The organism is Variovorax flavidus (assembly GCF_030317145.1).
GTDB lineage: Bacteria > Pseudomonadota > Gammaproteobacteria > Burkholderiales > Burkholderiaceae_C > Variovorax > Variovorax flavidus.
This window is the reverse complement of the sequence record NZ_JASZYE010000007.1, coordinates 111,167-137,619: the sequence shown is the minus strand read 5'-3', so window position 1 is coordinate 137,619 and position 26,453 is coordinate 111,167. Positions and strand designations below refer to the sequence as shown.

Genomic DNA, 26,453 nt, shown 5'->3' with positions numbered 1-26,453 from the left:
CCGGACGAGCTAGCGACCGATGGCGAACACGGCAGGCGCGCGTTCGGCGGCCGGCGACGGCTTGGCCCGCCATGCTTTCACGGTCTCGCTTCGTACCTGGGCAGATGCCAGCGTGAGCCCTCGGGCGACCGCGAGCCGCGTGTTGTGCTGAAGCGTCTGGGTGAGCGCCTGCAGCAAGGCTGCATTTCGGTAAGGCGTTTCGATGAAAAGCTGGGTCTGGCCGGTCTTGAGCGCCAGCGCCTCGAGCTCGCGGATGCGCTGTGCGCGCGCGTCCGCGTCCTGCGGCAGATAGCCGACGAACGCGAAGTTCTGGCCGTTGAGGCCGCTGGCCGCCAGTGCCAGCAGGAGCGACACCGGGCCCGTCAACGGAATGACCGTGATGCCCAGTTCATGCGCGGCCCTCGCGACTGACGAGCCTGGATCCGCGACAGCCGGCATCCCCGCCTCGCTGAGCAAGCCGACATCGTGACCTTCCAGCGCGGCGGCGAGGAGAGGGCGCGCGTCGAACTGGCCCGCGTGATCGCCTTTCTTGTGCACTTCGCGCGGCAGTTCCTGGATCTGCTGGGCTTGCAGCGGAGCGGCCAGCGGCACGACGGCGTCGATGCGCTTGAGATAGGCGCGTGCGGACTTCGCGTTCTCGCAGATCCAGTGCGTGATTCGCGCCGCTGCCTGCAGCGTGCCGAGCGGCAAGGCGTCCTGGAGCGGCGCCTGCTCGTCGCACCCGAAATCGAGCGGCGCGGGAACGAGGTAGAGCTTTCCGCGGATCGGTGTATTCACAGCAGATCGACTCCTGCCGCGCGCAGCATCCTCGCCGTGCGAATCAACGGCAGACCGACCAGGGCGGTCGGGTCGTCGCTGTCGATCGCGTCGAGCAGGGCGATGCCGAGGCCCTCACTCTTGGCGCTGCCGGCGCAGTCATAGGGTTGCTCTGCGGTCAGATAGGCCTCGATCGCCGCATCGCTCAGGTCGCGAAACACCACGCGCACCGGCGCCAGGTCGCGCTGGACGAAGCCCGTGGCCTGGCAGACCACGGCGACGGCCGTCTGGAAGATCAGCGTCTGTCCGCGCATGCGCCGCAGCTGCGCGGTGGCGCGGCCATGGTCGCCGGGTTTGCCCAGGGGCTCGCCGGCGAGGTCAGCCACCTGGTCGGAGCCGATCACGACTGCATCAGGAAAGCGCCGGGCGATCGCATTGGCCTTCTCCAGTGCAAGGCGTTCCGCCAGCGCGCGAGGCGTTTCGCCTGGAAGCGGCGATTCGTCCACTTCCGGCGGCTGGACATCGAAGGGCAGGCGCAGGCGCCCAAGAAGCTCGCGGCGGTAGCGCGAGGTCGAAGCAAGGATGACATTGCGTTGCATGGGCCACGATTGTGCGTGAGCGGTTTAGACTGGCGCGAATGACCAGAGAATTTGCCCCCCGGCGGCTTGATGTGAACGGCTTCGCCGATGCCGCAGCCCCCATTTCCGGAAGCGATCCGCTTCAGACCTACGAGCGCCTGAGTGCGGAGTTGGCCGATCCGGCCGCGGACCTGACCGTCGAATGGACGGCCGTTGGCCAGCGCCGTGGCGGTGCTGACGGCTCCCCGGTTTCCTGGTTGCACCTCACGGCGGATACCAAGGTTCCCCTGATCTGCCAGCGTTGCCTTACCCCCGTCGACGTGGATCTGGGGGTCGACCGCTGGTTCCGCTTCGCCGCCGACGAGGCCACCGCCGCAGCCGAAGATGAAGAGGCCGAGGAGGATGTCCTGGTAGCCAGCCGCGAATTCGATCTGCATGGCCTGATCGAGGATGAGCTGCTGATGGAAATTCCCGTCACGCCGCGACATGAGGTCTGCCCCGAGCCGATGAAGCTGTCTGCCGTGGACCCCGACTTCGAGGCTGCGGAAGCCGCCCGCCCGAACCCTTTTGCCGTGCTGGGCAACTTGCGTTCGAACAAGCCCAAATAGCTCGCCCGAACCTCCTCTGGCGTTCGATGCCGTACTGGGCTATAATCATGGGCTTCGCGCGCCGCGCCGCCGATAATGCTTTTCAAGCTACGCAAGCGTTATCGCCGCCCCGCATGCACACCCACCCAACCGAATACTTCCAGGAGCCAGCATGGCCGTCCAGCAAAACAAGAAGTCGCCGTCGAAGCGCGGCATGCATCGTTCGCACAACGCCCTGGGCGTGCCCGGCATCGCTGTCGAGCCCACCACCGGCGAAACGCACCTGCGTCACCACATCAGCCCGAACGGCTTTTATCGCGGCCGCAAGGTGCTCAAGACCAAGTCTGAAGCCTGATCCTCGTTTCAAGGCCAAGGCCCGAAGCTACTCTTGCTGTAGCGTCGGGCCTTTGTTTTGATGGTCACGCCCTCTGAATTCGCTTCCGCGCCGTCTGTGATCACGCTGGCCGTTGATTGCATGGGCGGCGACCATGGGCCGCGCGTCACGCTTGCGGCCTGCCGCGCATTTCTTGATCGCCACGCTGAAGCATCGTTGCTTCTCGTCGGCGCGCCGGCCGCATTGGCCGGCTTTTCGCATCCTCGTGCCACGGTCATTGCCGCCAGTGAAGTGGTCGGGATGGACGATCCCATCGAAGTGGCGCTGCGCAAGAAGAAGGACTCGTCCATGCGAGTCGCCATCCAGCAGGTCAAGGATGGTGCCGCCCAAGCCGCCATCTCGGCCGGCAACACGGGCGCCCTGATGGCCATCGCGCGCTACTTGCTGAAGACGCTCGAGGGAATCGACCGCCCGGCGATCGCTCCGCAACTGCCCAACAGCAAGGGTGGAGCGACAACGGTGCTCGATCTGGGCGCCAACGTCGATTGCGATGCCGAGGATCTGTTGCAGTTTGCCGTTCTCGGATCGGCCCTGGTGTCGGCCCTGACCGGGAACGAGTCTCCGACGGTGGGCCTGCTCAACGTGGGCGAAGAGGCCATCAAAGGCAGCGAAACCATCAAGAAAGCTAGCCAACTGCTGCGAAAAGCGGCCAGTTCGCAAGATCTGAACTTCTACGGCAACGTGGAAGGCAACGACATCTTCAAGGGAACCACCGACATCGTCGTGTGTGACGGTTTTGTCGGCAATGTCACGCTGAAGGCGACCGAAGGCGTGGCCTCGATGATCGTCGACTTCCTGCGAATCGAGTATTCCAACGGCATCTTCAGCAAATTTGCTGCAATCGTGTCCTATCCGGTCCTAAAAGCGCTCAAGCGCCGGCTGGACCATCGTCGATACAACGGTGCGGCGCTCCTGGGCCTTCGCGGTCTCGTGTTCAAGAGCCACGGATCTGCGGACGAAGTGGCTTTCGGCCATGCGCTGGATCGCGCTTATGATGCCGCTCGCAACAACCTGCTCGATCGTGTGCGGGCCCGCATCGCCCACGCCGCGCCCCTGCTTGCGCGGCAAGAATCGGCGGCGCCGGCCGACACGGCAGCGCTCCACGTTTGATGACTCCTTTTTCTCGAATCACAGGCACCGGCAGCTTTCTGCCTCCGCGCCGTGTGACCAATGACGACCTCACCCGGGACCTGGCCGCGCGGGGGATTGAAACCTCGGATCAGTGGATCATCGAGCGCACGGGCATTCGCGCCCGGCATTTCGCGGCGCCCGAGGTGGCAAGCAGTGATCTGGGGCTGGAAGCCGCCAGGCATGCGCTGGAAGCCGCGGGCCGCAGCGCCGGCGATATCGACCTGATCATCGTCGCGACGTCGACACCGGACATGGTGTTTCCTTCGTCCGCAGCCATTCTCCAGAACAAACTGGGAATTGCGGGATGCCCTGCGTTCGACGTGCAGGCAGTCTGCAGCGGCTTCGTGTACGCGCTGACGGTGGCGGACGCGATGATCCGCACGGGCAGCGCCAAGTGCGCGTTGGTCGTGGGTGCCGAAGTGTTCTCCCGCATCCTGGATTTCAACGATCGCACCACCTGCGTTCTGTTCGGCGACGGCGCCGGCGCAGTCATCCTCGAAGCCAGCGAAGAACCCGGCATTCTGGCGAGCGACCTGCACGCCGATGGCAAGCACGTGGGCATCCTCTGCGTGCCTGGGCACGTGTCCGGCGGCGGTGTGCTTGGAACGCCCTTGCTCCATATGGATGGACAAGCCGTGTTCAAGCTGGCGGTGCGTGTCCTCGAGGACGCTGCGCGCGCCACGCTGCAAAAGGCGGGCAAGACGGAAGACGACATCGACTGGCTGATCCCCCATCAGGCCAACATCCGCATCATGGAAGGCACCGCGAAGAAGCTGAAGCTGGCTCGCGAGAAGCTGATCGTGACCGTCGACGAGCACGGCAACACCTCGGCCGCCTCGATTCCGCTGGCGCTGGACAACGCGGTGCGCTCGGGCAAGGTGAAGAAGGGCGATACGCTGATGCTCGAAGGCGTCGGCGGCGGCTTCACCTGGGGCGCGGTGCTGCTCAACTACTAATACAGTGCGTTGCCCGACGTGGCAGCGGCGCGACTGGAGACACAAACAATGAAGTCCTTCGCTTTCGTCTTTCCGGGTCAAGGCTCGCAGGCTGTCGGCATGCTCGACGCCTGGGGCGACCACCCCGCTGTGCTTGAAACACTGCGCGAGGCATCCGACGCCCTGGACGAAGATGTCACCCGCCTTGTCCATGAAGGGCCCAAGGAGGTCCTGGCGCTGACGACCAACACGCAACCCGTGATGCTTGTTGCCGGCGTCGCCGCCTGGCGCGCCTGGCTGGCCGAAGGCGGCGAGAAGCCATCGGTGGTGGCAGGTCATTCGCTCGGCGAGTATTCCGCACTGGTGGCTTCCGGGGTTCTGACGCTCGCTCAGGCTGCGCCGCTGGTGCGTTTCCGCGCCCAGGCGATGCAGCAGGCCGTGCCGGTCGGAGTGGGGGCCATGGCCGCCATCCTGGGCATGGATGCGGACAAGGTGAAGGCCGGCTGCGCCGAAGTGACGGCTGGATTCGGCCCCGGCAGTGCCGAGGTCGTGGAGGCGGTGAATTTCAACGATCCGATGCAGACCGTGATCGCCGGCAGCAAGGCCGCCGTCGACAAGGCCTGTGAAGTGCTCAAGGCCAACGGAGCCAGGCGCGCGCTTCCCCTGCCGGTTTCGGCCCCCTTCCATTCGAGCCTGATGAGGCCGGCGGCCGAGGCGCTGCGGGAGCGCCTGGCGTCGGTCACCCTGGCTGCACCCCAGATTCCAGTCATCAACAACATCGACGTGAATGTCGAGACGGATTCCGATCGGATTCGCGATGCGCTGGTGCGCCAGGCTGCGGGTCCGGTTCGATGGGTTGAAACCGTGCAGGCGCTGAAAGCGCGCAACATCGACGCCGTCATCGAGTGCGGTCCGGGCAAGGTGCTGGCCGGCATGGCCAAGCGCATCGCGCCGGAACTCGCTGCCGCTTCGGTCTACGATCCGGCGACCCTTGCCGAATCCAGACAACTGCTCGCTGCCTGAGCATCGAGCCTCAAGGTCATTTCATGAGTACTCCCAAATTCGAAGGCCAGGTTGCGCTGGTCACCGGCGCATCGCGCGGCATCGGTGCGGCCATTGCGCTGGAACTGGCCCAGCGCGGCCTCAAGGTCATCGGCACCGGCACCACGGAAGAGGGCGCTGCGAAGATCACCACTGCCCTGGGCGCCTACGATGGCCGTGGCTGTGCGCTGGACGTCAATGACGGCGCGGCGGTCGATGCGCTGATCGACGAGATCGTCAAGGTCTATGGTGCCGTTCACGTGCTGGTCAACAACGCCGGCATCACCCGCGACACCCTGGCGATGCGCCTGAAGGACGCGGATTGGGACGCGGTCCTCGACACCAACCTGAAGGCGGTCTTCCGTCTTTCGCGAGCCGTCATCCGTCCGATGATGAAGCAGCGCTACGGCCGCATCATCAGCATCACCAGCGTGGTGGGCGCGTCCGGCAATGCGGGCCAGGCCAACTATGCGGCCGCGAAGGCCGGCGTGGCGGGCATGACCCGTGCGCTGGCGCGCGAACTCGGCAGCCGCAGCATCACAGTCAATTGCGTGGCTCCAGGCTTCATTGAAACCGACATGACGGCCAGCCTCCCTGAAGCGCAGCAGCAGGCGCTGCTGGCCCAGATTCCGCTCGGCCACCTCGGCAAGCCCGCCGACATCGCCCACGCAGTCGCTTTCCTGGCCTCTCCGCAGGCCGCCTACGTCACGGGGCAGGAACTGCACGTGAACGGCGGCATGCACATGTAAGCGCGCACCGCAATACCTTTCACTGACGGCCGTGCGGCAAATGCCACAATGCGGCCGGCTAAAATCCACCGATTACCTACAACCCTCAGAGGGAACCAAATGAGCGATATCGAAGCACGTGTCAAGAAAATCATTGCCGAACAACTCGGCGTGGAAGAGTCCCAGGTCACCAACGAAAAGGCCTTCGTGGCTGATCTCGGCGCGGACTCGCTCGACACGGTCGAACTCGTGATGGCACTCGAAGACGAATTCGGCATCGAGATCCCGGACGAAGATGCCGAGAAGATCACGACGGTCCAGAATGCCGTCGATTACGCCACCAAGAATCAAAAGGCCTGATCGGCCACGCTGAGCCACCGTTTCTCCGGTCCGCAGCCTCCACGCTCGCGCGCACCGTACGACGGCCTCAGTGCTCCCAGAAAGGTTTGCCGGCATGACCAAACGCCGCGTCGTCGTGACCGGACTCGGTTGCCTCGCTCCTGTCGGAAACACCGTTGCCGAATCCTGGGCCAATTTGCTGGCCGGGAATTCGGGCATCGACACCATCACCAAGTTCGATGTGAGCGGCTTCTCCTGCAAGTTCGCGGGCGAAGTGAAGGGTTTCGACATCAAGGAATACATCCCCGAGAAGGAAGCGCGTCACATGGACCGCTTCATCCATCTCGGGCTCGCTGCCGCGATCCAGGCGGTTCAGGATAGCGGCCTGCCCACGGGCGACGCGTTGTCGGAAGAAGATGCGGTCCGTATCGGCTGCAACATCGGCTCCGGCATCGGGGGCTTGCCCATGATCGAGGACACGCACGGCGAATTGGTCGCGCGGGGTCCGCGTCGCGTGTCCCCCTTCTTCGTGCCGGCTTCGATCATCAACATGATCTCGGGGCATGTCTCGATCAAGTACGGCTTCAAGGGCCCGAACATCGCGGTCGTGACTGCCTGCACCACGGGCTTGCATGCGATCGGCACTTCTGCCCGGATGATCGAGTACGGCGATGCCGACGTGATGATCGCGGGTGGTGCGGAGTCGACGGTGTCGCCGCTCGGACTGGGTGGATTTGCAGCGGCTCGCGCCCTGTCGACCCGCAACGACGATCCGAAGACAGCCTCCCGCCCCTGGGACAAGGACCGCGACGGTTTCGTCCTGGGCGAGGGCGCTGGCGTACTGGTGCTCGAAGAGTACGAGCGCGCGAAGGCTCGCGGCGCCAAGATCTATGCGGAAGTCTCTGGCTTCGGCATGAGCGGCGACGCTTTCCACATGACCGCGCCCAACGTGGACGGCCCGCGCCGCTCCATGGCCATGGCGCTGGCCAACGCAGGCGTCAATGCCGACGATGTCCAGTATGTCAATGCCCACGGCACGTCGACGCCACTGGGCGACCTGAACGAAACCAACGCGATCAAGAATGCCTTTGGCGACCACGCCAGGAAACTGGTCGTCAATTCGACGAAGTCGATGACCGGGCATCTGCTGGGCGGCGCCGGCGGCATCGAATCGGTGTTCACGGTGCTGGCCCTGCACCACCAGAAGAGCCCGCCGACGATCAACATCTTCAACCAGGATCCGGAGTGCGATCTCGACTACTGCGCCAATGAGGCGCGCGATCTGAAGATCGACGTGGCGGTCAAGAACAACTTCGGGTTCGGCGGCACCAACGGCACGCTGGTGTTCAAGCGCGTTTGAATCTTTTCGCCTCATGCACAGCGCCCCATCGGTGAACTACCCGGTGGGGCGTTCTCGCTATGCGGAGCGGCTTCTGCTGGTTCTCTGGGCGCTTGGCGTCTGCGGGGTCACTGTTGCCTGCATCCAGGCGGCCGGATTCGATTGGCGGCAGGGGATACTGGCGCTGAGCGCGGCCGTGGCCGGTCTTGCCGCATGGACCGGTGTCCTTCGATGCGCGGATCCGGCCGATCTGAGCTTCGACGGCCAGCATTGGTCGATTTCGGGCCATTCGTCGCTTCGAACGGCACGGGCGAGCGTCGCGCTCGACCTGCAATCCCTGCTTCTGGTGCGGCTATCGGAGCCCACGCGGGCGCGACGCTGGGTCTGGGTGGACCGTCAGGCCATGCCGGAACGCTGGCGCGATCTGCGCCGTGCGCTATATTCGCGCGCGCCTTCGCCCGGGCCGACCACCCCAAAAGCCGCCGCCTCGAAGGCTGCTGAAGTGCATCATTCCTCCTCATGACAGCTTCCCTACCTCCGGTGCCACCGGACGCCGGTCTGACCGATGCGCCCGCCGCGGGGCCGAGGCCGGGCGAGGTCGACTTCCAGCTGGTCCAGCGCACGGTCGCGGGCGACCAGAAGGCGTTCGAGCTGCTCGTCATCAAGTACCAGCGCCGGATCGAACGGCTCATCGGCCGCATGGTCCGCGACGTGAACCTGATCGAGGATATTGCGCAGGAGACCTTCATCCGCGCCTACCGCGCCTTGCACCAGTTCCGGGGCGAGGCCCAGTTCTACACCTGGCTCTACCGGATTGCCGTCAACACGGCCAAGAAGGCTTTGGTCGACATGAAGCGCGACCCGACGGTTTCCGAGAGCGCCCTGCGTTCGTCTTCTGAAGACGACGATGAAACTTACCGGCCCGGAAACGAACCAATCAGCGACGAGACCCCCGAATCCGTGATGGCGGCCAATGAAATCGCGGCAGCCGTCGAGTCGGCGATGGAAGCGCTGCCTGCCGAGTTGAGGCAGGCGGTGACCTTGCGCGAGATCGAGGGCATGAGTTACGAAGAGATTGCCGAGGTGATGAATTGTCCGATCGGCACGGTGCGTTCGCGGATTTTCCGGGCTCGCGAAGCTATATCGGCCAGAGTCAAGCCCTTGCTGGACAACCAGTCCGGCAAGCGTTGGTAAGCAGGTGAATGAAATGAACAAGACAAATACAGTCCACGAACAGGTCTCGGCGCTCGCCGACGGTCATTTGCAGGACGACGAGTTCGCCCAGGTGATCGACAAGATTTGCGTCGACGACGACCTGCGGGCGACGTGGCAGACCTACCATCTGGTCGGGGACGTGCTCCGTTCGGGCGTCCACGCGACCTGCAGCGACACTTCGCTTTTCCTGTCCCGCCTGCAGGGACGGCTTGCCGCGGAGCCCATGATCCCGTCTTTGATACCGGTGCTCCCTGAGGCGGCGCCGGTGCGGCGCCAGGTCGAGGCTGCCAACGAGCCGGTGTTCCGGTGGAAGCTGGTCGCCGGTGCGGCGTCCCTGGCCGCGGCGGCCGCCATCGGGTGGAACTGGGTCGGCATGGGTGGCCCCGGAGCACCCGGTGCGCAGTTGGCCGCGGTGCCGCAGGTGGCACCGGCAGTCGTGGCTGTCGCCCAGCCACCGGTCCAGACGCTGACGCCGACGCGTGTCATGGTGGGCAATGGCAACCCGCAGATCATGCTGCGCGATCCACGCCTGGATCAGTTGCTCGAAGCGCACCAGCAGGCCGGTGGCGCATCGCAGATGCCTTCGGGCTTCCTGCGCAACGCGACTTTCGAGAGGCCGTCGCGCTGATCGCGCATCTGCAGCAGCAATGATTGTTCCGATGCCGATTTCCGTGCGTGGTTTCGTGACCCTGATGGCCGCCCTGTGCATGGCGCAGGCCGCCATTGGCCAGAGCCGGACCTCTTCGTCGCCGCCAAAGTCCAATCCTTCGAATGCGGCGGGCGGCGAAACGCCGGCCCTGAGCGTGGTCGAATGGCTCCAGCGTATGCACGCGGCCTCTCGCCAGCGCAGCTACATAGGGACCTTCGTCGTCTCCGCGGCGACGGGAACGCTTTCCAGTGCCCGCATCTGGCACGTGTCCGAGGGCGATCTCCAGATGGAGCGCATCGAGGCCTTGTCGGGCCCGCCCCGCTCGACCTTTCGTCGCAACGACAAGGTCGTGACCTTTCTGCCCGAATCGAAGGTCGTCAAGAGCGAGAAGCGCGAGAACCTCGAGTTGTTTCCCAATCTGCTGGGCAATCCCGACTCGTCCATCGCCACGCTCTACGGCGTCCGCATGATTGGCAAGGACCGGGTGGCCGGCTTCGATACCGACGTCGTGCAGGTCGAACCGCGCGATGGCTTCCGGTTCGGCTACCGTGTCTGGAGCGAGCGCCGTTCCGGCCTGGTCGTCAAGCTTCAGACCATCGACGGCGAAAGCAAGGTGATCGAGCAGTCGGCGTTCTCCGAACTCCAGCTCGATGCTCCCGTCAAGACGCAAGCCCTGACCCAGATGATGGGCAGCACAGCAGGCTACCGCGTCGAGAAATCCGAACTCGAGCGTACGACGGCGGAGCGCGAGGGCTGGTCGCTCAAGGCCCCCGTCGCGGGCTTCAAGCCCATCAATTGCTATCGGCGCTCGATGGGCGGCGACGCGCAGGGCCACACCATGCAATGGACGTTCTCGGACGGACTGGCTTCGGTTTCGCTGTTCGTCGAGCCCTACGACGCGCAGCGCAAGCCTCGGGAGGTCCTTCTTGCACTCGGTGCCACCTACACGCTCACCCGCCGGCTGGTCGACAAGGACGGCGATTGGTGGTTGACTGCGGTTGGCGAAGTGCCGCCGCAAACACTCGACGCGTTTGCCCAAAGCCTGGCGCGTGCACGCTGAGCCCGCAGGTCGAGGCCTCTCCGCCTGCGGATCCGCGACTGCTCGCAGAATATCTTTGTTCTAGTTCTAGTCTCAACGAAAGAAACTGATGATGTTCAAGATCGAGGGGAACACATTCCGTTCATGTCTCATGGCCGGCGCCCTTGCGCTCGCTTCGACCGCCGCGCTTCTGCCTGCCACACCCGTTCACGCGCAGGCGCGCGTGCTGCCGGACTTCACCGACCTCGTCGACCAGGTCGGCCCGGCGGTGGTCAATATCCGCACCGTCGAGAAAGTGGCGCAGGGCGGTGGCAACGGCGAGATGGACGAAGAGATGCAGGAGTTCTTCCGCCGCTTCTTCGGCCAGCCGATGCCTGGCGTTCCGCGCCAGGGTCCGCGACCGAACCGACCCCAGCAGCCCCAGGAAGAAGAGCGTCCGCGCGGCGTCGGCTCCGGCTTCATCCTGTCGTCCGACGGCTATGTCATGACCAACGCGCATGTGGTCGACGGCGCATCCGAGGTGTTGGTGACCTTGCCGGACAAGCGCGAGTTCAAGGCGAAGATCATCGGCGCTGACAAGCGTACGGACGTGGCAGTCGTGAAGATCGATGCCACGGGTCTTCCGGCGGTCAAGGTCGGCGACGTCTCCAAGCTGCGCGTCGGCGAATGGGTGATGGCGATCGGTTCGCCGTTCGGGCTGGAGAACACCGTCACCGCCGGCATCGTGAGCGCGAAACAGCGCGACACGGGCGACTACCTTCCCTTCATCCAGACCGATGTCGCCATCAACCCGGGCAACTCCGGCGGCCCGTTGATCAACATGCGCGGCGAAGTGGTTGGCATCAACAGCCAGATCTATTCGCGGTCGGGCGGATTCATGGGGATCTCGTTCTCGATCCCCATCGACGAGGCGATTCGCGTGAGCGACGCGCTGCGCCAGTTCGGGCGTGTTTCGCGCGGCCGTATCGGCGTGCAGATCGATCAGGTCACGAAGGACGTGGCGGAATCCATCGGTCTTGGCAAGGCGCAGGGCGCCCTGGTGCGCGGTGTCGAGTCCGGATCGCCTGGCGAGAAGGCCGGCATCGAGCCCGGCGACATCATCACCAAGTTCGACGGCAAGGCCATCGAGAAGCCCAGCGACCTGCCACGCCTCGTCGGCAACACGAAGCCGGGCACGAAGAGTTTGGTCACGGTATTCCGCCGCGGGAACTCGCGCGACCTGAACGTCACCATCGCCGAGATCGAACCTGAAAAGCCCGCCAAGCGCGTGGCCGATCGGGAAGAGCCGGCCAGCAAGGCGCCGTCCGCGGCCGCCAAATCCATGGGGCTCGTGCTCAGCGATCTGACCGAGGCGCAGAAGAAGGAATTCAAGGTCAAGGGCGGCGTCAAGATCGATGCGGCCACCGATGCGGCTGCGCGAGCCGGCTTGCGCGAGGGGGATGTGGTTCTCGCCGTCAGCAACACCGAGATCGCCAACGTCAAGGAGTTCGAGGCTGCCCTGGCCAAGGGCGACAAGAGCAAGCCCGTCAGCCTGCTGTTCCGCCGGGGCGACTGGGCGCAATATGCGCTGATTCGGCCCTCACGCTGATCCGGCACGTTGCGTCAAGTGGCCCCACCCGTCAGTCGGGTTTGGGGCCCGTTTTTTGGGGCGCTGTCGCGTGCCGACAGCAGCATGATGAAATTTTTCTTGGCGGGCGGGCAGGTCGATTTTAGTTGGTGCTCACTAACTTAAAAGTCCTCTAATGATGATTTTCGGTAGAATAGAGGCCCTTAGGGCTCCAGTCGACGCATAAGCGACCACGGAATCTTCACGATGCGAGATACCCGCAGCCCATCCACCGGCGTTCCACAGTTCGCCCACAAGTTGTTAAGGAATCGGTCCACCGATCTTGTTGATAAGCTGTTCATAAGTCCCATGTTGCTGACCTGCAACGACCGTTCCAGGGCTCCGGCCCGGCTGTACGCGCCCCCCTTTTTGCCTACAATGAAGTTCCAACTACTGCAGTTGCCATTGCTTGTTGGTTCAGGGCGCGTCTCTTGTGGACGCGCCCTTTTTTCTTGCCTGTCGCCTTCTGCGCACGAGCCAATTCAAGTACTTAAGCGTTCCCGTTGATGAATCACATCAGAAACTTTTCGATCATTGCGCACATCGATCACGGCAAGTCGACGCTTGCGGATCGCTTGATTCAACGTTGCGGCGGTCTCGCTGAACGCGAGATGGAAGCGCAGGTGCTCGACTCGATGGACATCGAGAAAGAGCGTGGGATAACCATCAAGGCGCAGACCGCTGCGCTGCACTACAAGGCGCGTGATGGGCAGGTCTACAACCTCAATCTGATCGACACGCCGGGCCACGTCGACTTCTCATACGAAGTGAGTCGCTCGCTCTCTGCATGCGAAGGCGCATTGCTCGTCGTCGATGCAAGCCAGGGCGTCGAGGCGCAGACCGTTGCCAACTGCTACACCGCGCTCGACCTCGGTGTGGAAGTGGTGCCGGTGCTCAACAAGATGGACCTCCCGAACGCGGACCCCGACAACGCGCGCGGCGAGATCGAGGACGTGATCGGCATCGATGCAACGGATGCGATTCCGTGTTCCGCCAAGACGGGAATGGGCATCGACGAGATCCTCGAGGCGGTGGTCGCGAAGATGCCCGCGCCGCGCGGCAATCCCGATGGCCCGCTGCGCGCGATGATCATCGACAGCTGGTTCGATCCCTACGTCGGCGTGGTGATGCTGGTGCGTGTGGTCGATGGCCGGCTCGCCAAGGGCGAACGCATCAAGATGATGGCCTCCGGTGCGACCTACAACGCCGACAACATCGGCGTGTTCACGCCCGCGAATGAACCCCGCGCCTCGCTCGAAGCGGGCGAAGTCGGCTACATCATTGCCGGCATCAAGGAGCTGCAGGCCGCCAAGGTCGGCGACACCGTCACATTGATCAAGCCGGGGACCGGCGGCGCCGCTGCCACCGCGACCGAGGCGCTCCCCGGCTTCAAGGAAATCCAGCCGCAGGTGTTCGCAGGTCTCTATCCGACCGAGGCAAGCGAGTACGACTCGCTGCGCGACGCGCTCGAGAAACTCAAGCTCAACGATTCGTCGCTGCGCTACGAGCCCGAAGTGAGCCAGGCGCTGGGCTTCGGCTTCCGCTGCGGCTTCCTGGGCCTGCTGCACATGGAGATCGTGCAGGAGCGGCTGGAGCGCGAGTTTGACCAGGACCTGATCACGACCGCGCCGAGCGTGGTCTACCAGGTCGTGAAGAACGACGGCGAAGTGATGATGGTGGAGAACCCCTCCAAGATGCCCGACGTCGGCAAGATGGCGGAGATCCGCGAGCCGATCGTCACGGTGCATCTCTACATGCCGCAGGAATACGTCGGCGCCGTCATGACGCTCGCCAACCAGAAGCGTGGCGTGCAGATGAACATGGCCTACCACGGGCGGCAGGTCATGCTGACCTACGAGATGCCGCTTGGCGAGATCGTGCTGGACTTCTTCGACAAGCTGAAGTCGGTCAGCCGAGGTTATGCCTCGATGGACTACGAGTTCAAGGAATACCGTGCGTCGGACGTCGTGAAGGTTGACATCCTGCTCAACGGCGAAAAGGTCGATGCGCTGTCGATCATCGTGCACCGCAGCCAGAGCCAATACCGTGGCCGTGCGGTGGTGTCGAAGATGCGCGAAATCATTTCCCGCCAGATGTTCGACGTTGCGATCCAGGCTGCGATCGGGGTCAACATCATTGCGCGTGAGACAATCAAAGCCCTCCGAAAGAACGTGCTCGCCAAGTGCTATGGCGGCGATATCACCCGCAAGAAGAAGCTGCTCGAGAAGCAAAAAGCGGGCAAAAAAAGAATGAAGCAGATCGGCTCGGTCGAAGTCCCGCAAGAGGCCTTCCTCGCCATCCTGCAGGTCGAAGACTAAAAAATGGCATTCCTCACCTCATTGATCCTCGCGGCGTTTGTCGGCTACGTCGGCGCCTGGTATTTCGGCGCGGTCGAAGGCAACTTCGCGCTGCTGCTGTTTCTCGCAACGCTCGTCACCGGCATCTATTGGGTGGCCGAGCGCTTCTATTTCCTGCCGAAGCGTCGGCGTGCTGCGGCGGCGCTCGACGCGTCGCTGGCGCAGCGACGTGAAGAACTCGCGAAACAGGGCATCACCCAGGTCGATACCGTTGACACCAAGGCGCGCGAACGCCTGGTGATGCAGCCCTGGTGGCTCGATTGGACCGCGGGCCTGTTTCCGGTGATCCTGGCGGTGTTCCTGCTGCGCTCGTTCCTGTTCGAGCCCTTCAAGATCCCGTCCGGGTCCATGATGCCGACCTTGCAGACCGGCGACCTGATCCTGGTGAACAAATTCGTCTACGGCCTGCGCCTTCCGGTCATCAACACCAAGATCACCGAAGGGCGGCCGCCCGCACGAGGCGAGGTCATGGTCTTCCGTTACCCGCCCAAGCCGAGCATGGACTACATCAAGCGCGTCATCGGCGTGCCGGGCGACGAGGTGGCCTACCTCAACAAGAAGCTCACGATCAATGGGCAGCCGGTGAGCAAGGATGCGATCCCGGAGTATTTCGACGAGGAGGCCATGCGCTACCTCAAGCAATACAGCGAAAACCTGGCTGGCAAGGAACACAAATTGCTCAATGACGACAGTCGCCGTGCGGGATTGTCCGAAGCCGAGATCATGGCCTTCCCCTATCAGGAAAATTGCCGCTACAGTGTTGAAGGCGTGGTGTGCAAGGTGCCCGAGGGTCACTATTTCATGATGGGCGACAACCGGGACAATTCACTGGACTCCCGCTATTGGGGATTCGTCCCCGACCGGAACATCGTCGGCAAAGCCTTCCTGGTCTGGATGAATTTCGGTAATTTCAAGCGCATCGGCGGCTTCCAATAAATATTCGAGCTTTTCATTTGAGGGGTAGAGGGCATGAGAGCAAAGCAGACAAGGCATAAACAACGCGGCATCTCGTTCGTGGGGCTGCTGTTCGTGGCCATCGTGTTGGCCTGCGTCGGCGTGGTCGTCGCGCAGGTGATTCCCACGCTGATCGAATACCAGGCGATCACCAAGGCCGCCAACAAGGCCAAGGAAGGCACGACCGTGCCCGAAGTCCGCGCCATCTTCGACCGTGCCCAGGCCATCGACGACTTCAAGTCGGTCACCGGCAAGGATCTCGACGTGAAGAAGGATGGCGACAAGGTGGTCGTGTCCTTTGCCTACGATCGCGAGATCCACCTCTTCGGCCCCGCCTACCTGGTCCTGAAATACCAGGGCCAATCCAAGTAAATGCACACCCCCAGGCTTGCCCACTTCGTGTGGCCGCCCACCCCCTTGCAGGGGGCAACACCGGTGGACCGGCGAAGCCGGTTCCACGGTGTTTCTCGAACGGGCCTGGCTTCGCCGGCCTGTGGCGTGGCGTCGGTTGCATCGTGAGCGAGTCCGGGCTTGGCGCGCTGCAGGCGCGTCTTCAGCATTCGTTCTCTGACGTCCGGCTGCTCCAGCTGGCGCTGACGCATCGCAGTTTTTCGGCCGATCACAACGAGCGGCTCGAATTTCTCGGCGATTCGGTGCTCAACCTCGCCGTGTCGCATCTACTCTACGAGCGTCTTTCGGCACTGCCGGAAGGCGATCTGTCGCGAGTGCGGGCCAATCTGGTCAAGCAGGACACGTTGCATCAACTGGCGCTCAAACTGGCGTTGTCGCCATTGCTGCGCCTTGGCGAGGGCGAGGCACGTTCGGGCGGGCCGAACCGCCCGTCGATCCTGGCCGATGCGCTGGAAGCAGTGATCGGCGCGGTCTATCTCGACGCCGGCTACGGCGCCGCGCAGGCGCTGGTGCACCGTCTTTACGAATCCGTCGAGATCAACCCGCGCATGGATGCGGCGGCCAAGGACCCGAAGACCGAATTGCAGGAATGGCTCCAGGGCCACAAAATGAAGCTGCCGGTCTATCGCGTGGTTGGAACGCTCGGCGCGGCCCACAAGCAGACTTTCGATGTCGAATGCGAGGTGCCCGAACTGGGTCTTCGCGAGCGCGGCATCGGCGGCTCGCGCCGCGCCGGTGAGCAGGCCGCCGCGGCGGCCATGTTGATCCGGCTCAAGGCGCGCGGCGCGAAGGCATCCCCATGAACGACCCCATCGAATCCAATCCTCCAGCGCCTGAAGACGGGGCCGGGGCCCCAGGCGCCGAAACAGGCCAGCGTTGCGGCCTCGTCGCCATCGTCGGCAAGCCCAACGTGGGCAAGTCGACGCTGCTGAACGCGCTGGTAGGCCAGAAGATCAGCATCACCTCGCGCAAGGCGCAGACCACGCGGCATCGCATCACCGGCATGCGCACGCTGGGCGCGACGCAGTTCGTCTTCGTCGATACGCCGGGTTTCCAGACGCTGCACGCCAACGCGCTGAACCGTTCGCTGAACAAGACGGTGGTGGGCGCGGTGTCGGACGTCGACCTCATCCTGTTCGTCGTGGAGGCCGGCAGTTTCACGCCGGCGGACGAGCGGGTGCTGAGGCTGCTCGGCTCCGGCATCCCCACGGTGCTGATCGCCAACAAGCTGGACAACGTCCATCGCCGCGGCGACATCGCGCCGTGGCTGCAGACCATGCAGCAGAAGCATGCCTTCGCTGAATTCGTGCCGATGTCGGCCAAGAACTCGAAGGACATCGAGCGCCTGTTCGGCATTTGCGAGAAATACCTGCCCGAGCAAGCCTGGTGGTACGCCGAGGACGAACTGACCGACCGCAGCGAGCAGTTCCTCGCCAGCGAAATGGTGCGCGAGAAGCTGTTTCGCCTCACCGGCGACGAGCTTCCCTACACCTCGACCGTCATCATCGACAAGTTCGAGGAGGAGCCTCCCGCTCGCAAGGGCCACAAGCGGCTGCTCAAGATCGCGGCGACGATCGTCGTCGAGCGCGACGGTCACAAGGCGATGGTCATCGGCGACAAGGGCGAGCGCATCAAGCGCATCGGCACCGAGACACGGCAGGAACTCGAAAAGCTCATGGACGCCAAGGTCTTCATCGAGCTCTGGGTCAAGGTGCGTTCCGGCTGGGCCGACGATGAAGCGAGGGTGCGCTCCTTCGGCTATGAATGAGCACGCCCCGGGCGTATGGCCTTAAAGCGCGTTTCGCACGAGCCGGCCTATGTGCTGCATCGCTATGACTGGAGCGAATCGAGCCTGATCCTCGAGACCTTCACGCGCCACCACGGCCGCATCGCGATCGTGGCCAAGGGCGCGAAGCGGCCCAGTTCCAACTTTCGCCCGGTGCTGCTGCCGTTGCAGCCGCTGCAGCTGAACTTCAGCGGCGACGCCGAGATCCGCACGCTCAAGGGCGCCGAATGGATGGGCGGGCACGTGATGCCGACCGGCGAGGCGCTGCTGTCGGGCTACTACGTCAACGAACTGCTGCTGCGCCTCCTGGCGCGTGACGATCCCCACGAGGCGCTGTTCGATGCCTACGCCGCGGTCGTGCAGGTGCTCGCGAGCGAGCATGCGGGCGCGCAGGCTGCGACGCAATCGGCCGCGCTGCGCGCTTTCGAGTTGTTGCTTCTGCGCGAAGTCGGTTTACTGCCGACCCTCGACGCCCAGACGCTCACGCTGGCACCCCTGGCAGCCGATGCCCGCTATGCGCTGGTGCCCGAGGCCGGCCTGCGTGAAGCGGCGGACGACGAGGCCGCGCTGAAAGGCGCCGACTGGCAGGCACTGCAAGCCGCGCTCGACGATCGCGCACCCTTCACCGCCACCTTGAGAGCTTGCGCCGGTGTCAATGGCGCATTGCGCACGCTGCTGCGCACCTTGCTCAACTACCATTGCGGCGTTGCAACGCTGCGTACGCGGCAGATGATGCGAGACCTGCAAGCCCTATGAGCCTTCTGAAATCCACCGCCTTGTCCGTCAACCTCAACAAGGTGGCGCTGGTGCGCAATACGAGGCCGCTCGGTATCCCGAGCGTGCTCTTTGCCGCCGCGCTGTGCCTGGATGCCGGCGCGCACGGCATCACGGTGCATCCGAGGCCCGACGAGCGCCACATCCGCCCGCAGGACGTGCGAGACCTTGCCGCGCTGCTGCGCAAGGATTGGCCCAAGGCGGAGTTCAACATCGAGGGCAACCCGTTTCACAACCTGATGGAGTTCGTGCGCGAGTTGCGCCCGCACCAGGCCACTTTCGTGCCCGACAGCGAGACCCAATCGACGAGCGACCACGGATGGAGCTTCCCCGAGGATGCCGAGCGCCTGCGGCCGCTGATCGCCGAGACGCGGGCGCTGGGCGTGCGCGTGAGCCTGTTCATGGACCCGAACCCCGACATGATGGCGGCGGCGAAGGCGGTCGGCGCCGACCGGGTCGAGCTCTACACCGAGGGCTACGCGGCCTCCCGCGACACTCCCAAGGCGGATGCCGTCCTGCGGCTCTATGTGGACGCTGCTCGCGCGGCGCATGCCGCCGGACTCGAAGTCAACGCCGGCCATGACCTGAGCCGCGACAACCTGACCGAATTCCTGCGCGTCGTGCCGGCCGTGCGCGAGGTGTCGATCGGTCATGCCTTTGTCGCCGACTCGCTGGAACTCGGCTACACCGCCGCGACGCGCGAGTATTTGCAGCGCATCGCCGAAGCCCAGTGATCTACGGCATCGGCACCGATATCTGCGACGTCCGGCGTATCGCCGCGACGCTCGGGCGTCAGGGCGATCGCTTCCCGCAGAGGGTCCTGAGCGACGCCGAGTACGCGATCTGGCAGGCCCGCAGCGCGCGCTGGCCCCAACGCGGCCTGCGCTACCTGGCGACGCGCTTCTCGGCCAAGGAAGCGTTCAGCAAGGCCATCGGGACGGGCATGCACATGCCGATGAGCTGGCGCCTGTGCGAAATCGCCAATCTGAAAAGCGGCAAGCCCGTGATCGTCCTTCACGGCGGCTTGAAGGAATGGTTCGAAGCCCAGGGCCTGAGCGCCCACGTCACCGTCACCGATGAAACCGACTACGCGGCGAGCTTCGTCGTGGTCGAACGAGACAAATGATCGACAACGCAATGCATGCCCCGCTGATCATCGACGTTGCAGGCACCGAACTGACCCCGGCCGATCGCCGCCGGCTCGCCGACCCGCTGGTGGGCGGCGTGATCCATTTCGCGCGGAACTGGCACGACCGGGCGCAGATGAGCGCCCTCAACGCCGAGATCAAGTCGATTCGCCCTGACATCCTGATCTGCGTGGACCATGAAGGCGGGCGCGTCCAGCGCTTTCGCACCGACGGCTTCACGCGCCTGCCGTCGATGCGCGTGCTCGGCGAGCTCTGGATGAACGATGCCCTGCGCGCCACCCAGGTGGCAGTCGCCTGCGGCCATGTCCTGGCAGGCGAGCTTCGGGCATGTGGCGTCGATTTCAGCTTCACGCCGGTGCTGGACCTGGACTACGGCGAAAGCAGCGTGATCGGCGACCGCAGCTTTCACCGCGATCCGCGCGTGGTCGCGATGCTCGCCCGAAGCCTGATGCATGGCCTGCTGCAAGCGGGCATGGCCAATTGCGGCAAGCATTTTCCTGGGCATGGCTTCGTCAAGGCCGATTCGCACGTCGCGATTCCCGTGGACCGGCGCAGCCTCAAGGCGATCCTCGCCGACGATGCCCGGCCCTACGACTGGCTGACCGGCACGCTCGCCGCCGTGATGCCGGCCCACGTGATCTATCCGAAGGTGGACGATCGGCCGGCCGGCTTCTCGTCGAAGTGGCTGAAGCAGGTTCTGCGCGACAAGCTCGCGTTCGACGGTGCGGTGTTCAGCGACGACCTCAGCATGGAAGCTGCCCGCCACGTCCAGGGTGAGCAATTGAGCTTCACGGACGCCGCGCTCGCCGCACTCGATGCGGGCTGCGACCTAGCCTTGCTGTGCAACCAAAGCGTGGGCGAGGGCACGGCGCTGGATGAATTGCTCGGCGGATTCGCCGCAGCGCAGCGCAGCGGCCGATGGACGCCGAGTGCAGCCAGCGAGTCGCGCCGGCGAAGCCTGCTGCCGCGTGCTCCTGCGCCGGACTGGGCCGAACTGCAGCAATCGACCGCGTATCGACGCGCCGTCGAGATGCTTCCGCGTCCCTAGCGCTGGCGTGCGTGCTCAGGCAGCTGTCGACCAGAGCCGCTCGCCGCCGCCGTCGAGATGCGTCAGGTACAGGCGCAAGTCGAACTCCAGCTGGTGGTAGTCCGGCTCCATGTGTGCGCAGAGCTGATAGAAGGCCTTGTCGTGCTCCCGCTCCTTCATGTGCGCGAGTTCGTGCACGACGATCATGCGCAGCCATTCGACTGGCACATCCTTGAACAGGCTCGCCACGCGGATCTCGCGCTTGGACTTCAGCCGGCTGCCCTGCACGCGCGAGACGGTCGTGTGGGTGCCGAGCGCGTTGCGGATCACGTGGAGCTTGTTGTCGAAGGCCACCTTGGAGAGCGGCTCAGCATTCCGCATGAACTGGCTCTTGAGATCGTTCACGTAGTCGTAGAGAGCCCGGTCGGTACGGATGTCGTGCGTGCTGCCGTAGCGCTTTAGCAGCCATTCGCCCAGGCGCCCTTGCGAGACCAGTTGCTCGACCTGGGCGCGCAGCGCCGCGGGATACGCGGCGAGGTACTTCATGCGGGCTGCGGCGTCCGCGCGTTGGCGGCGGCGTAGGCCAGGCCAGCGGCAACGCCACCGAACAGGTCTCCTTCGACCAGATCCGTGCCCGGAAACGCGGCCCGCAGCGCGCTCTGGAAGGGGCGCAACGCGGAGGAACCGCCAGTCAGGTAGATCGCGTCGAGCTTGCCATCCGTGAGATCCGCGCGCCGGACGCAGTCACGCGCGCAGGCCACCACGCTGTCGAGCAGCGCGGCAAGGTGCCGCGCCATGTCATCGGCGCCGAGTGCAGCATTCAGGCCCGGCTCGGCGCAAGACAGGTCGATCGCCACCCCGTCGTTCGTCATGGACGTGCGGATCTTGGCCTCCTCGACCTCGCTGGCGATGCGGTGCCCTTGCCGCTCGACCAGCACATTCACCAGACGCTCGTGCAGGCGCATGTCGAGGTAGCTCGTGCGCAGGTCCTGCACTTGCCGGATTGCCTTGGGCGCATAGAGCCAGTTGATCAGGTGCCAGGACGACAGGTCGAAGAAGGTCCTGCTCGGCACTTCGCGGCCCTGCGGCCCGATGTGCCGGAAGCCGAGGTGCGGCATCACGCACTCGAGGCTCAGGCGCTGGTCATAGTCGGTGCCGCCGATGTGCACGCCGGTGGTCGCCAATACGTCGCTCGCGCGGTCGGCATGGGCCGTGCGTTCGGGGCCCAGGCGCACGACCGTGAAGTCGGAGGTGCCGCCGCCGATGTCGACGATCAGCACCAACGATTCGCGAGTGACGCGCCGCTCGTAGTCGAAAGCCGCGGCGATGGGTTCGTACTGGAACTCGACGTCGCCGAGCCCGGCGTTCCGTGCGGCCCGGCGCAAGGTGTCTTCGGCTAGCCTGTCGCGTTCCTCGTCGTCGTCGACGAAGCGGACGGGTCTGCCGACCACCACGCGACCGGGTTGCGCGCCGAGTTGCTTGCGGGCGCGCGCGCCGAGTTCCGACAGGAAGAGGGTGACGATGTCCTCGAAGCTGACCCGTTCGTTGAGGATCTCGGTCTGCTCCTGCATGAGCGCGCTGCCCAGCAGGCTCTTCAGCGAGCGCATCAGGCGGCCTTCGGTGCCCGACAGGTAGTGCGCGATGGCATCGCGTCCGAAGTGCGTGGTGCGATCCTCGGCATTGAAGAAGAGGGCGGTCGGGATGGCGGTGGCGGAGCCTTCCAGCGTCAACGGACGCGCCAACCCGTTGTCCGCCACGAAGGCGACCGCGGAGTTCGACGTGCCGAAGTCGATCCCGATGGCCGGTGCGTGCGTGCTCAAGATTCCCGACGCAGCGCAGGGAACAGGATCACGTCGCGGATGCTCGGCGAGTCGGTCAGCAGCATCATCAGGCGGTCGATGCCGATGCCGCAGCCGCCGGTCGGGGGCATGCCGTATTCGAGCGCGCGCACGAAGTCGTGGTCGTAGAACATCGCCTCGTCGTCACCGCTGTCCTTGGCCGCGACCTGCGCGTTGAAGCGCGCGGCCTGGTCTTCGGCGTCGTTGAGTTCGCTGAAGCCGTTGCCGAACTCGCGGCCGGTGATGTAGAGCTCGAAGCGCTCCGTCACTTCGGGGCGCTCGTCGTTGGCACGCGCCAGCGGCGAGATCTCGGTGGGGTGCTCCATGATGAAGGTCGGCTGCCAGAGCTTTTCCTCGACCGTCTCTTCGAAGTACATCACCTGCAGGCTGGCGAGGCTGCGTTGCGAGAGCTTGTCCTTCTCCTCGGTCAGGCCGATCTTGCGCAGCGCGTTCACGAGCCAGGTGGCGTCGTCGACGTTCGTGCCGGCGTCGGTGTGCTTGAGGATTGCCTCGCGGATCGTGAGCCGCTCGAAGGGCTGGCTCAGGTCGACCGCCTTGCCCTGGTAGGTCAGCTGCTGGGTGCCCACCGCCTTGTCGGCGATCGTGCGGATCAGCGTCTCGGTGAAGTCCATCAGGTCGCGGTAGTTCCAGTAGGCCGCGTAGAACTCCATCATGGTGAACTCGGGGTTGTGCCGCACCGAGATGCCTTCGTTGCGGTAGCTCCGGTTGATCTCGAACACGCGCTCGAAGCCGCCGACGATGAGCCGCTTGAGGTACAGCTCGGGCGCGATCCGCAGGAACATCTCCTGGTCGAGCGCGTTGTGGTGCGTCTTGAACGGCTTGGCGTTCGCGCCGCCCGGAATGGGGTGCAGCATGGGCGTCTCGACTTCGAGGAAGTCGTTCGACACCATGAACTCTCGCAGCGCGCTCACGGCGCGGCTGCGTGCGGCAAAACGCTCGCGTGCCGTGGCGTCGGTGATCAGGTCGACGTAGCGCTGGCGGTACTTCTGTTCCTGGTCGGCCATGCCGTGGAACTTGTCCGGCAGCGGGCGCAGGCTCTTGGTCAGGAGCCGAAGCTTCGTGACCTTGACCGAGAGTTCGCCAGTCTTGGTCTTGAAGGCCGAGCCCTCGGCGCCGACGATGTCCCCGAGATCCCAGTGCTTGAACTCGGCATAGGCCTCTTCGCCGACCGCGTCGCGCGTGATGTAGAGCTGGATGCGGCCGGTGGCGTCCTGGATCGTCGCGAAGCTCGCCTTGCCCATCACCCGCTTCAGCATCATGCGGCCGGCCACGCTGACCGCGATGGGCGTGGCTTCGAGCACGTCCGACGGCGTCTCGCCGTGTGCCGCGATGAGAGCGGCAGCGCGGTCGCCGGGCTTGAAGTCGTTCGGGAAGGCGACACCCTTGCCCTCGGCCTGGGCGGCACGCAGCGCCTTGAGCTTTTCACGCCGTTCGGCGATGAGCTGGTTGTCGTCGGTCGGGGCGGCCGGCGTGGAGGCAGGAACGGGTACGGAGGGGGTCAGATGGTCGGACATGGGGAGGCAGGATGGAGGCGCGGGCGGGAGCGCGCGCAACCCGCCATTTTAACTGCCCGAGCCCCGCGAAGGACCGACCTGCAGCGCTTGCCGCTGCTGCATTGGATGCTATCGAATTTATAGCTGACTACCCAGCGATGCCGGTGCGCGCGAGCAGATCGCTGACCAATTCCAGGCGCATGAGCGGGCTGTCGAGCTCCATCAGCCGCTGTTTGAGTTCCGGCTGCATCGGCAGAAGCTCGCACCAGCGATTGGCGACCCAGCCGCAATCGTCGAAGCGATAGGGCTGTGCGATCGGCAGGCGAACGCTTTCGTCGCCCTCGGCGCGGCGTCGTTCTTCCAGGGTGTCGACCAGGCGGCGCAGTGCCTGGGACGTGTGCTGGAGGTCCGTCGGGACCTCCAGGGCAACGTCGTCGGGCACGGACTCGACCTCGGCCGTCCACAGCCCGTGCTTCTGCAGTTCGCTGGAGCGGACGCGAAAGCGCTGCGTGCCGACGCATTCGATCTGCATGAGTCCGGACTGGGGCATCTCGAACTCGCGGATGACCGCGAGCGTGCCGAACGCCGCAAAGCTTTCGGTCTCCGCGCCGGCTCGACGCACCTCCGAGCCCTGCGTCAGGCTGACCACGCCGAACGGCGAGCCGGCCTTGTGGCATTTGCCGATCATGTCGAGGTAGCGCACCTCGAAGATCCGCAAGGGCAGGAGGCCGCCGGGGAACAGCACAGTGCCCAGGGGAAACAAGGGGAGGGAGCTCAGAAGGGGTTGTGTCGTCATCGATGAACCTTGCGTGGCTATCATCGCATTCCGCTCACGACCTCGCGCCATGCTCTATCAGATTCCTTCGTTCCTGCTCGACGTGATCGTCGGCCTTCTGGGCGGCGCCTGCCTGCTGCGTCTCTACATGCAATACCACCGCGTGCCCTTCGGGAATCCGCTGGGGCGCTTCGTGTTCGCGGTCACCGACTGGATCGTGCTGCCGTTGCGGCGCATCGTGCCTTCGGTCAAGCGCTGGGACCTGGCGAGCGGCGTGGCCGCATGGCTCCTGGTACTGGCGAAGTTCCTGCTGCTGTGGATGCTCATGGGCGCGCTGGGGCGCTGGGCGATCCTGCCGCTGGTGTCGTTCATCGGGCTGCTGCAACTCGCGGTGTCGGGCCTCACCGCCTTGCTGGTCGTCTACGCCGTGCTGTCGTGGGTGCCGAACGCGTCGTCGATGCTGCACGACCTGATCGCGCGGCTCGCGGAGCCGCTGGTGCGTCCCTTGCGGCGCTTCATTCCGCTGGTGGGTGGGGTCGACCTGTCGCCGCTGGCTGCCATCGTGCTGCTGCAGGTCGGCGCGATCATTTTGGGCAATGTCATGGCCTCGGTCTTCACCCTGGGACGCTAGCTACGCCCCAGGGGGCCGGGTCAGACCACTGCGTCGGCGGGCTGGCGCAGCAGCATCGCGAGTGTGTTCGCGACGGTCTTGCGCAGTTCGCGGCGATCGCAGATGAAGTCGATCGCTCCCTTGGTCTGCAGGAACTCCGCCCGCTGGAAGCCTTCGGGCAAGGTCACGCGCACGGTGGACTCGATCACGCGCGGGCCGGCAAAGCCGATCAGGGCCTTGGGCTCGGCGATCACCACGTCGCCGACAAACGCGAAGCCTGCGCTCACACCGCCCATGGTCGGGTCGGTCAGCACGCTGATGTAAGGCAGCCCCTTCTTCGCGAGGCGGGTGAGCGATGCGTTGGTCTTCGCCATCTGCATGAGGGACAGCAAGCCTTCCTGCATGCGTGCACCGCCGGTGGCGGTGAAGCAAATGAAGGGCACCTTCTGCTCGATGGCGGTCTCGACGCCGCGCACGAAGCGCTCGCCGACCACGCTGCCCATGCTGCCGCCCATGAAGTCGAATTCGAAGCAGGCGACCACCACGTTGATGCTGTGCACCGAGCCGCCCATCACCACGAGCGCGTCGGTCTCGCCGGTGTTCTCTAGCGCTTCCTTCAGCCGTTCGGGGTACTTGCGGCTGTCCTTGAACTTGAGAGCGTCGACGGGCAAGACCTCCTGGCCCACCTCGTAGCGGCCTTCGGCATCGAGGAAAGCGTCGAGCCGCGCGCGGGCGCCGATGCGATGGTGGTGGCCGCAGCTCGGGCAGACGTTCTGGTTGTGCTCGAGGTCGGTCTTGTAGAGCACGGTCTCGCAACTTGGGCACTTGATCCAGAGGCCTTCCGGCATCTGGCGGCGCTCGCTCGGGTCGGTGGGCGCGATCTTGGCGGGTAGCAGTTTTTCAAGCCAGCTCATGGGGGCTC

30 protein-coding genes are annotated in these 26,453 nt (G+C 64.7%); 23 read left to right on the top strand and 7 right to left on the bottom strand.

Features of this window, described 5'->3' with window-relative positions; all coding sequences use genetic code 11:
- Positions 1–9 precede the first annotated feature (9 nt).
- Together QTH90_RS25660 and QTH90_RS25655 are read right to left on the bottom strand one after the other, a co-directional pair.
- Positions 10–777: an SAM-dependent methyltransferase gene (locus QTH90_RS25660; RefSeq protein ID WP_286667380.1), complete on the bottom strand. Its 768-nt coding sequence runs from the start codon at positions 775–777 to the stop codon at positions 10–12.
- A complete protein-coding gene (locus QTH90_RS25655) occupies positions 774–1,355 on the bottom strand; it encodes a Maf family protein (RefSeq protein ID WP_286667379.1) in 582 nt (193 codons plus the stop codon). Before QTH90_RS25655 ends, QTH90_RS25660 begins: the two co-directional genes overlap by 4 nt.
- A gap of 38 nt (positions 1,356–1,393) precedes the next feature.
- Here QTH90_RS25655 and QTH90_RS25650 point away from each other — a divergent pair, with 38 nt between their 5' ends.
- The 22 genes from QTH90_RS25650 (at position 1,394) to nagZ (ending at position 20,815) form a co-directional block, all read left to right on the top strand.
- Positions 1,394–1,942, top strand: a complete 549-nt coding sequence (locus QTH90_RS25650) for a YceD family protein (RefSeq protein WP_286667378.1) — start codon at positions 1,394–1,396, stop codon at positions 1,940–1,942.
- A gap of 151 nt (positions 1,943–2,093) precedes the next feature.
- A complete protein-coding gene (rpmF, locus tag QTH90_RS25645; RefSeq protein ID WP_028248601.1) occupies positions 2,094–2,276 on the top strand; it encodes a 50S ribosomal protein L32 in 183 nt (60 codons plus the stop codon).
- Positions 2,277–2,372: 96 nt separating this feature from the next.
- Positions 2,373–3,425 (top strand): phosphate acyltransferase PlsX, encoded by a 1,053-nt coding sequence (plsX, locus tag QTH90_RS25640; protein ID WP_286667377.1) that lies wholly within the window; start codon positions 2,373–2,375, stop codon positions 3,423–3,425.
- Entirely contained in the window at positions 3,425–4,402 is a 978-nt protein-coding gene (locus QTH90_RS25635) for a beta-ketoacyl-ACP synthase III (RefSeq protein ID WP_286667376.1), read from the top strand. Before plsX ends, QTH90_RS25635 begins: the two co-directional genes overlap by 1 nt.
- Positions 4,403–4,450: 48 nt before the next feature.
- The gene (gene fabD / locus QTH90_RS25630) at positions 4,451–5,404 is read left to right on the top strand and encodes an ACP S-malonyltransferase (RefSeq protein WP_286667375.1); all 954 of its coding nucleotides are present in this window, start codon (positions 4,451–4,453) and stop codon (positions 5,402–5,404) included.
- A gap of 23 nt (positions 5,405–5,427) precedes the next feature.
- Entirely contained in the window at positions 5,428–6,171 is a 744-nt protein-coding gene (fabG, locus tag QTH90_RS25625; protein ID WP_286667374.1) for a 3-oxoacyl-ACP reductase FabG, read from the top strand.
- 99 nt (positions 6,172–6,270) lie between these two features.
- Positions 6,271–6,510 carry an acyl carrier protein gene (gene acpP, locus QTH90_RS25620; RefSeq protein ID WP_007830471.1) on the top strand — a complete coding sequence of 80 codons (240 nt, stop codon included), beginning with the start codon at positions 6,271–6,273 and terminating at the stop codon, positions 6,508–6,510.
- A gap of 94 nt (positions 6,511–6,604) precedes the next feature.
- Positions 6,605–7,849 (top strand): beta-ketoacyl-ACP synthase II, encoded by a 1,245-nt coding sequence (fabF, locus tag QTH90_RS25615; protein WP_286667373.1) that lies wholly within the window; start codon positions 6,605–6,607, stop codon positions 7,847–7,849.
- Positions 7,850–7,880: 31 nt separating this feature from the next.
- Positions 7,881–8,351, top strand: a complete 471-nt coding sequence (locus QTH90_RS25610) for a YgfX family protein (RefSeq protein WP_286667372.1) — start codon at positions 7,881–7,883, stop codon at positions 8,349–8,351.
- The gene (gene rpoE, locus QTH90_RS25605) at positions 8,348–9,022 is read left to right on the top strand and encodes an RNA polymerase sigma factor RpoE (protein WP_286667371.1); all 675 of its coding nucleotides are present in this window, start codon (positions 8,348–8,350) and stop codon (positions 9,020–9,022) included. Before QTH90_RS25610 ends, rpoE begins: the two co-directional genes overlap by 4 nt.
- A gap of 13 nt (positions 9,023–9,035) precedes the next feature.
- On the top strand, positions 9,036–9,671 hold the full coding sequence (locus QTH90_RS25600; RefSeq protein WP_286667370.1) for a sigma-E factor negative regulatory protein: 636 nt from the start codon (positions 9,036–9,038) through the stop codon (positions 9,669–9,671).
- 31 nt (positions 9,672–9,702) lie between these two features.
- Positions 9,703–10,752, top strand: coding sequence for a MucB/RseB C-terminal domain-containing protein (locus QTH90_RS25595; RefSeq protein ID WP_444814759.1), 1,050 nt, complete (start codon positions 9,703–9,705; stop codon positions 10,750–10,752).
- A gap of 88 nt (positions 10,753–10,840) precedes the next feature.
- Complete coding sequence (locus QTH90_RS25590) at positions 10,841–12,319, top strand: DegQ family serine endoprotease (protein WP_286667368.1); 1,479 nt, start codon at positions 10,841–10,843, stop codon at positions 12,317–12,319.
- Between the two features lie 524 nt (positions 12,320–12,843).
- Positions 12,844–14,655: a translation elongation factor 4 gene (lepA, locus tag QTH90_RS25585; RefSeq protein WP_286667367.1), complete on the top strand. Its 1,812-nt coding sequence runs from the start codon at positions 12,844–12,846 to the stop codon at positions 14,653–14,655.
- Between the two features lie 3 nt (positions 14,656–14,658).
- Positions 14,659–15,630, top strand: coding sequence for a signal peptidase I (gene lepB / locus QTH90_RS25580; RefSeq protein ID WP_286667366.1), 972 nt, complete (start codon positions 14,659–14,661; stop codon positions 15,628–15,630).
- A gap of 33 nt (positions 15,631–15,663) precedes the next feature.
- On the top strand, positions 15,664–16,020 hold the full coding sequence (locus QTH90_RS25575; RefSeq protein WP_286667365.1) for a DUF4845 domain-containing protein: 357 nt from the start codon (positions 15,664–15,666) through the stop codon (positions 16,018–16,020).
- Positions 16,021–16,160: 140 nt separating this feature from the next.
- The gene (gene rnc, locus QTH90_RS25570) at positions 16,161–16,862 is read left to right on the top strand and encodes a ribonuclease III (RefSeq protein WP_286667457.1); all 702 of its coding nucleotides are present in this window, start codon (positions 16,161–16,163) and stop codon (positions 16,860–16,862) included.
- Positions 16,859–17,827, top strand: a complete 969-nt coding sequence (gene era / locus QTH90_RS25565; RefSeq protein ID WP_286667364.1) for a GTPase Era — start codon at positions 16,859–16,861, stop codon at positions 17,825–17,827. Before rnc ends, era begins: the two co-directional genes overlap by 4 nt.
- 15 nt (positions 17,828–17,842) lie before the next feature.
- Positions 17,843–18,601, top strand: a complete 759-nt coding sequence (recO, locus tag QTH90_RS25560; protein ID WP_286667363.1) for a DNA repair protein RecO — start codon at positions 17,843–17,845, stop codon at positions 18,599–18,601.
- Positions 18,598–19,353: a pyridoxine 5'-phosphate synthase gene (locus QTH90_RS25555; RefSeq protein WP_286667362.1), complete on the top strand. Its 756-nt coding sequence runs from the start codon at positions 18,598–18,600 to the stop codon at positions 19,351–19,353. The genes recO and QTH90_RS25555 overlap by 4 nt, the downstream gene beginning before the upstream one ends.
- A complete protein-coding gene (acpS, locus tag QTH90_RS25550; protein WP_286667361.1) occupies positions 19,350–19,745 on the top strand; it encodes a holo-ACP synthase in 396 nt (131 codons plus the stop codon). The genes QTH90_RS25555 and acpS overlap by 4 nt, the downstream gene beginning before the upstream one ends.
- Positions 19,742–20,815: a beta-N-acetylhexosaminidase gene (nagZ, locus tag QTH90_RS25545; RefSeq protein ID WP_286667360.1), complete on the top strand. Its 1,074-nt coding sequence runs from the start codon at positions 19,742–19,744 to the stop codon at positions 20,813–20,815. Before acpS ends, nagZ begins: the two co-directional genes overlap by 4 nt.
- 15 nt (positions 20,816–20,830) lie before the next feature.
- Here nagZ and QTH90_RS25540 read toward each other — a convergent pair whose 3' ends face one another.
- From QTH90_RS25540 to QTH90_RS25525, 4 genes are all read right to left on the bottom strand, one after another.
- Positions 20,831–21,340 (bottom strand): M48 metallopeptidase family protein, encoded by a 510-nt coding sequence (locus tag QTH90_RS25540; RefSeq protein WP_286667359.1) that lies wholly within the window; start codon positions 21,338–21,340, stop codon positions 20,831–20,833.
- Complete coding sequence (locus tag QTH90_RS25535) at positions 21,337–22,617, bottom strand: Hsp70 family protein (RefSeq protein ID WP_286667456.1); 1,281 nt, start codon at positions 22,615–22,617, stop codon at positions 21,337–21,339. Before QTH90_RS25535 ends, QTH90_RS25540 begins: the two co-directional genes overlap by 4 nt.
- The gene (gene lysS / locus QTH90_RS25530; protein WP_286667358.1) at positions 22,611–24,167 is read right to left on the bottom strand and encodes a lysine--tRNA ligase; all 1,557 of its coding nucleotides are present in this window, start codon (positions 24,165–24,167) and stop codon (positions 22,611–22,613) included. Before lysS ends, QTH90_RS25535 begins: the two co-directional genes overlap by 7 nt.
- 127 nt (positions 24,168–24,294) lie before the next feature.
- Entirely contained in the window at positions 24,295–24,942 is a 648-nt protein-coding gene (locus QTH90_RS25525; RefSeq protein ID WP_286667357.1) for an LON peptidase substrate-binding domain-containing protein, read from the bottom strand.
- Positions 24,943–24,991: 49 nt separating this feature from the next.
- On the opposite strand from QTH90_RS25525, the gene QTH90_RS25520 reads away from it, so the two are divergent.
- On the top strand, positions 24,992–25,552 hold the full coding sequence (locus tag QTH90_RS25520; RefSeq protein ID WP_286667356.1) for a YggT family protein: 561 nt from the start codon (positions 24,992–24,994) through the stop codon (positions 25,550–25,552).
- A gap of 20 nt (positions 25,553–25,572) precedes the next feature.
- Here the strand turns inward: QTH90_RS25520 and accD are convergent, their stop codons facing one another.
- Positions 25,573–26,445: an acetyl-CoA carboxylase, carboxyltransferase subunit beta gene (gene accD, locus QTH90_RS25515; protein WP_286667355.1), complete on the bottom strand. Its 873-nt coding sequence runs from the start codon at positions 26,443–26,445 to the stop codon at positions 25,573–25,575.
- Positions 26,446–26,453: the final 8 nt, after the last annotated feature.